The following is a 6,078-nucleotide window of genomic DNA, read 5'->3' as shown; positions in this document are numbered from 1 at the left end:
AGTCGAGTCGGCCTGCGCGGAAGATGTAACGGGGCTCAAACCATACACCGAAGCTACGGGTATCACTTAGGTGATGCGGTAGAGGAGCGTTCTGTAAGCCTGTGAAGGTGAGTTGAGAAGCTTGCTGGAGGTATCAGAAGTGCGAATGCTGACATGAGTAACGACAATGGGTGTGAAAAACACCCACGCCGAAAGACCAAGGTTTCCTGCGCAACGTTAATCGACGCAGGGTTAGTCGGTCCCTAAGGCGAGGCTGAAAAGCGTAGTCGATGGAAAACAGGTTAATATTCCTGTACTTCTGGTTATTGCGATGGAGGGACGGAGAAGGCTAGGCCAGCTTGGCGTTGGTTGTCCAAGTTTAAGGTGGTAGGCTGGAATCTTAGGTAAATCCGGGATTCTAAGGCCGAGAGCTGATGACGAGTGTTCTTTTAGAACACGAAGTGGTTGATGCCATGCTTCCAAGAAAAGCTTCTAAGCTTCAGGTAACCAGGAACCGTACCCCAAACCGACACAGGTGGTTGGGTAGAGAATACCAAGGCGCTTGAGAGAACTCGGGTGAAGGAACTAGGCAAAATGGCACCGTAACTTCGGGAGAAGGTGCGCCGGTGAGGGTGAAGGACTTGCTCCGTAAGCCCACGCCGGTCGAAGATACCAGGCCGCTGCGACTGTTTATTAAAAACACAGCACTCTGCAAACACGAAAGTGGACGTATAGGGTGTGACGCCTGCCCGGTGCCGGAAGGTTAATTGATGGGGTTAGCTAACGCGAAGCTCTTGATCGAAGCCCCGGTAAACGGCGGCCGTAACTATAACGGTCCTAAGGTAGCGAAATTCCTTGTCGGGTAAGTTCCGACCTGCACGAATGGCGTAACGATGGCGGCGCTGTCTCCACCCGAGACTCAGTGAAATTGAAATCGCTGTGAAGATGCAGTGTATCCGCGGCTAGACGGAAAGACCCCGTGAACCTTTACTATAGCTTTGCACTGGACTTTGAATTTGCTTGTGTAGGATAGGTGGGAGGCTTTGAAGCGTGGACGCCAGTCTGCGTGGAGCCAACCTTGAAATACCACCCTGGCAACTTTGAGGTTCTAACTCAGGTCCGTTATCCGGATCGAGGACAGTGTATGGTGGGTAGTTTGACTGGGGCGGTCTCCTCCTAAAGAGTAACGGAGGAGTACGAAGGTGCGCTCAGACCGGTCGGAAATCGGTCGTAGAGTATAAAGGCAAAAGCGCGCTTGACTGCGAGACAGACACGTCGAGCAGGTACGAAAGTAGGTCTTAGTGATCCGGTGGTTCTGTATGGAAGGGCCATCGCTCAACGGATAAAAGGTACTCCGGGGATAACAGGCTGATACCGCCCAAGAGTTCATATCGACGGCGGTGTTTGGCACCTCGATGTCGGCTCATCACATCCTGGGGCTGAAGCCGGTCCCAAGGGTATGGCTGTTCGCCATTTAAAGTGGTACGCGAGCTGGGTTTAGAACGTCGTGAGACAGTTCGGTCCCTATCTGCCGTGGACGTTTGAGATTTGAGAGGGGCTGCTCCTAGTACGAGAGGACCGGAGTGGACGAACCTCTGGTGTTCCGGTTGTCACGCCAGTGGCATTGCCGGGTAGCTATGTTCGGAATAGATAACCGCTGAAAGCATCTAAGCGGGAAACTAGCCTCAAGATGAGATCTCACTGGGACCTTGAGTCCCCTGAAGGGCCGTCGAAGACTACGACGTTGATAGGTTGGGTGTGTAAGCGCTGTGAGGCGTTGAGCTAACCAATACTAATTGCCCGTGAGGCTTGACCATATAACACCCAAGCAATTTGACTACTTCGAAAGGAGCATCAGATTGCGGTGTGTGAAGACGAAACGAACCGAAAGTTCGAATCTGCTCAAAGCAGCGCACAACACCGAAAGCTATCACATCCCCAATTTGCTGAAGCGAGGCCATCTGGCCACGACTCAGTACCCGAATTTCTTGACGACCATAGAGCATTGGAACCACCTGATCCCATCCCGAACTCAGCAGTGAAACGATGCATCGCCGATGGTAGTGTGGGGTTTCCCCATGTGAGAGTAGGTCATCGTCAAGATTAAATTCCGAAACCCCTATCTGCGTATGCAGGTAGGGGTTTTGTTTTTGTCCGCGAGAAAGTTGGCGTATAGGGTTTCTATGCAACAGCTCGGGGCATGGCTATCATGCGGGCCTCATTGTGAGGCGATACTTGCATGCTGACGTTGTTAAAACTCTTGAAAGATGGTCGTTTCCATTCCGGGCAAGCGCTTGGCGTTGCTCTGGGGATCAGCCGGAGTGCTGTTTGGAAGCAACTCCAGCATCTCGAGGCGGAGTTGGGTCTCACTATTCATAAGGTGCGCGGTCGCGGCTATCAGTTGCGCGCGCCCCTGACGCTGCTCGATCCGGCCGGGGTCGCTGAGCATTCGCCGTCCAGTCAATGGCCGGTGCTGGTCTTTGACTCGCTTGATTCAACCAATGCCGAAGCCCTGCGTTCAATCGAGCGGGGGATGGCGGCGCCGTTCCTGGTGCTTGCGGAGCGGCAAACGGCCGGTCGTGGTCGCCGGGGTCGCAAGTGGGTCAGTCCCTTTGCCGAAAACCTTTACTACAGCCTAGTGCTGCGTATCGATGGTGGTATGCGCCAGTTGGAGGGCTTGAGCCTGGTGGTAGGCCTTGCCGTGATGCAGACTTTGAGAGACCTGGGCATTGCTGGGGCGGGGTTGAAGTGGCCCAATGATGTACTGGTTGGCGAGAAAAAGATCGCCGGCATATTGTTGGAGTTGGTCGGAGATCCTGCTGATGTGTGCCACGTTGTCCTGGGTGTGGGGATCAACGTGAATATGCAGGAGGCTGATGAGGTCGATCAGCAGTGGACCTCCATGTACTTGGAGGCGGGCAAGGGGTTTGATCGTAATCTGCTGGTGGCACACCTCGGTGGTGTGCTCCAGGAACACCTTAATCGTCACCAGTCTGCAGGTTTTTCGGTGCTGCAGGCGCAGTGGGAGCAAGGTCACCTCTGGCAAGGGCGTGCGGTATCGCTGATTGCCGGGGTGAACCGGATTGATGGTGTGGTGATGGGTATCGACGGGCAAGGTGCGCTGCGCTTGAAAGTCGACGGCGTGGAAAAGGTTTTTAGTGGTGGCGAGCTAAGTTTGAGGCTGCGCGATGATTCTTGAGCTCGACTGTGGGAATAGCTTTATCAAGTGGCGCGTGCTGCATGCAGACGCCACGCATCTGTTTGCCGAGGGTGTGGTGGACTCGGACCTGGCCCTGCTGGAGGGTCTGCGCGGCTGTGTGGGGCTGGATCTCAAGTACTGTCGCCTGGTCAGTGTGCGCACCAATGATGAAACGGCAGCGTTGGTGACGGCATTGGCCGATGCATTTGGTGTTTTCGCGCTGTGTGCGGCGCCGTCCAGGTCGATGTCCGGGGTTGAGAATGGTTACGAGGATTTTCAGCGACTCGGCCTCGATCGCTGGTTGGCCATGCTCGGCGCCTATCACCTGGCCGCAGGGGCCTGTCTGGTACTGGATTTCGGTACGGCACTGACAGCCGACTTCATTGCTGCTGATGGCAAGCACCTGGGGGGCTTCATTTGCCCGGGTATGCCGCTGATGCGTCATCAATTACGCACGCACACCCGGCGCATTCGTTATGACGACATCGCGGCCTCTCGGGCGCTGGAAAGTTTCGCGCCGGGTCGTAATACGGTTGAGGCGGTAGAGCGTGGCTGTTCATTGATGCTGCGTGGGTTTGTCCTGACTCAGCTGGAACTGGCGCGTGAGTACTGGGGCGAAGATTTCAGCGTGTTTCTCACCGGCGGCGACGCGGACCTGGTGTCCGGCGTCGTCCCGCAAGCGCGGGTAGTGCCGGATCTTGTATTCGTGGGTCTGGCCATGGCCTGTCCATTGTCCTGAGGTTCTTATGCGTTGGTTGTTTCTGCTGTTGTTGGTTCTTAACGTCTTCTATTACGTCTGGCATCAGCAGGAGGTGCCCTTGCGTGCCAAGGACGTTACTCCGCTAAGTTTGTATAAGGGGTCGCAGCAGGATATCCGGCTGTTGAGTGAAACCAGGAGCTCCGCAGTGGCGCGCGACACGTCCAGGGCTGAGTCGGCGGATGAGAGCTGCCTGTACCTGGGCGGATTTGCTCGCCAGGAGACGGCCAGGGCATTCGAGGGGCGGCTGGCTGCGCTCGATATCAAGGTGCAACAGCTGGCAACTTCGCTGCCAGATTCAGCCGGCTTCTGGATGCGCGTATCCCCGCAAACCCGGCATTTGGCCGATGACGCTGCCTTGCAGAAGCTTGTTAATGAATTCAATGAGTTAAAACATAAAATAATGCGGTGCGAGGGGGTTGCAACTGCTCAATAGGTTGCATAGAATGGCGCCCGCTACGCAGTGAAGGCCTTTAACGGCAAACATCGCGAAGCACGGTCAACGCAGCTAACCTCAGGTTTTTAATGAGAAAATGCTTGACAGAAGGCTGGCATGATGTAGAATGCCGGCTCGCTTAGGAGGGGTTCCCGAGCGGCCAAAGGGATCAGACTGTAAATCTGACGTCTACGACTTCGAAGGTTCGAATCCTTCCCCCTCCACCATTTTTAGCGTGAGCTGCAAGCTTACGCGGGTATAGTTTAGTGGTAGAACCTCAGCCTTCCAAGCTGATGATGCGGGTTCGATTCCCGCTACCCGCTCCAAGTTTGCAGGTTGTGCAAAGTGTTTCGCTCTTGTAGCTCAGTTGGTAGAGCACACCCTTGGTAAGGGTGAGGTCAGCGGTTCAAATCCGCTCAAGAGCTCCATATAACAAGGCAGATATGAAAATATCTGCCTTTGTTTTAATGGCTAGTGTGACTTGTTTAATTCTTCTCTGTAGGGGTGAATTCGATGGCTAAGGAAAAGTTCGAACGTAATAAGCCGCACGTCAACGTAGGCACCATTGGTCACGTCGACCACGGCAAAACTACTCTGACTGCTGCTCTGACTCGTGTCTGCTCCGAAGTGTTCGGTTCGGCGAAGGTCGACTTCGACAAGATCGATAGCGCCCCTGAAGAAAAAGCTCGTGGCATTACCATTAACACCGCTCACGTTGAGTACGATTCGGCCGTGCGTCACTACGCACACGTGGACTGCCCAGGTCACGCCGACTACGTAAAAAACATGATTACCGGTGCTGCTCAGATGGATGGCGCAATTCTGGTTTGCTCGGCCGCTGATGGTCCGATGCCGCAAACCCGTGAGCACATCCTGTTGTCCCGCCAGGTAGGCGTTCCGTACATCGTGGTCTTCCTGAACAAGGCTGACATGGTTGACGACGCTGAGCTGCTGGAGCTGGTTGAGATGGAGGTGCGTGATTTGCTCAGCACCTACGATTTCCCGGGTGACGACACTCCGATCATCATTGGTTCGGCGCTGATGGCGCTGAATGGTCAAGACGACAACGAGATGGGTACTACTGCCGTCAAGAAGTTGGTCGAGACCCTGGATACTTATATTCCGCAGCCTGAGCGTGCTATCGACAAGCCGTTCCTGATGCCAATTGAAGACGTATTCTCGATCTCTGGTCGTGGTACGGTTGTGACTGGTCGTGTTGAGCGTGGCATTGTTCGCATCCAGGAAGAAGTTGAGATCGTTGGTCTTCGTGACACGGTCAAGACAACTTGCACGGGTGTTGAGATGTTCCGCAAGTTGCTGGACGAAGGTCGTGCTGGTGAGAACTGCGGCGTCCTGCTGCGTGGCACCAAGCGTGATGACGTTGAGCGTGGTCAGGTCCTGGTCAAGCCGGGTACTGTCAAGCCGCACACCAAGTTCACTGCAGAGGTTTACGTTCTGAGCAAGGAAGAGGGTGGTCGTCATACGCCATTCTTCAAAGGCTACCGTCCACAGTTCTACTTCCGGACCACTGATGTGACCGGTAACTGCGAACTGCCGGAAGGCGTCGAAATGGTAATGCCAGGTGACAACATCCAGATGACTGTCACTCTGATCAAAACCATCGCGATGGAAGATGGTCTGCGTTTCGCTATCCGTGAAGGCGGTCGTACCGTCGGCGCTGGCGTCGTAGCCAAAGTAATCGAGTAA

The 6,078-nt window shown here is 54.7% G+C and carries 4 protein-coding genes, 3 tRNA genes and 2 rRNA genes (1 of these 9 cut by a window edge); all 9 read left to right on the top strand.

The genetic code is table 11. The annotated features are described in order from the left end of the window. Positions 1 to 1,796 (top strand): 23S ribosomal RNA (locus PspS04_RS24710); it begins 1,096 nt to the left of the window's first position. Between the two features lie 170 nt (positions 1,797 to 1,966). Further along, a 5S ribosomal RNA gene (gene rrf, locus PspS04_RS24705) occupies positions 1,967 to 2,082 on the top strand. Positions 2,083 to 2,218: 136 nt separating this feature from the next. Then, entirely contained in the window at positions 2,219 to 3,178 is a 960-nt protein-coding gene (birA, locus tag PspS04_RS24700) for a bifunctional biotin--[acetyl-CoA-carboxylase] ligase/biotin operon repressor BirA (protein WP_159998193.1), read from the top strand. Beyond that, positions 3,168 to 3,917 carry a pantothenate kinase gene (locus tag PspS04_RS24695; RefSeq protein ID WP_159998191.1) on the top strand — a complete coding sequence of 250 codons (750 nt, stop codon included), beginning with the start codon at positions 3,168 to 3,170 and terminating at the stop codon, positions 3,915 to 3,917. The genes birA and PspS04_RS24695 overlap by 11 nt, the downstream gene beginning before the upstream one ends. 7 nt (positions 3,918 to 3,924) lie before the next feature. Continuing rightward, complete coding sequence (locus PspS04_RS24690; protein WP_095166156.1) at positions 3,925 to 4,371, top strand: hypothetical protein; 447 nt, start codon at positions 3,925 to 3,927, stop codon at positions 4,369 to 4,371. A 142-nt stretch (positions 4,372 to 4,513) separates the two neighbouring features. Beyond that, positions 4,514 to 4,598: transfer RNA gene (locus PspS04_RS24685), tRNA-Tyr, on the top strand. 25 nt (positions 4,599 to 4,623) lie between these two features. Then, positions 4,624 to 4,697 (top strand) — tRNA-Gly (locus PspS04_RS24680). A gap of 26 nt (positions 4,698 to 4,723) precedes the next feature. Continuing rightward, positions 4,724 to 4,799, top strand: a tRNA-Thr gene (locus tag PspS04_RS24675). A gap of 85 nt (positions 4,800 to 4,884) precedes the next feature. Beyond that, positions 4,885 to 6,078 (top strand): elongation factor Tu, encoded by a 1,194-nt coding sequence (tuf, locus tag PspS04_RS24670; RefSeq protein ID WP_010467251.1) that lies wholly within the window; start codon positions 4,885 to 4,887, stop codon positions 6,076 to 6,078.

It is taken from the genome of Pseudomonas sp. S04 (assembly GCF_009834545.1).
In the GTDB taxonomy this organism is placed as follows: domain Bacteria; phylum Pseudomonadota; class Gammaproteobacteria; order Pseudomonadales; family Pseudomonadaceae; genus Aquipseudomonas.
Note: the sequence above shows the minus strand (reverse complement) of the source record. Positions and strands in the feature narration are given on the sequence as shown.

Bases quoted from the DNA above. Each gene is read 5' to 3' on its own strand.
- PspS04_RS24695 (WP_159998191.1), top strand. From the start codon at position 3,168: ATGATTCTTGAGCTCGACTGTGGGAATAGCTTTATCAAGTGGCGCGTG.
- birA (WP_159998193.1), top strand. From the start codon at position 2,219: ATGCTGACGTTGTTAAAACTCTTGAAAGATGGTCGTTTCCATTCCGGG.
- tuf (WP_010467251.1), top strand. From the start codon at position 4,885: ATGGCTAAGGAAAAGTTCGAACGTAATAAGCCGCACGTCAACGTAGGC.
- PspS04_RS24690 (WP_095166156.1), top strand. From the start codon at position 3,925: ATGCGTTGGTTGTTTCTGCTGTTGTTGGTTCTTAACGTCTTCTATTAC.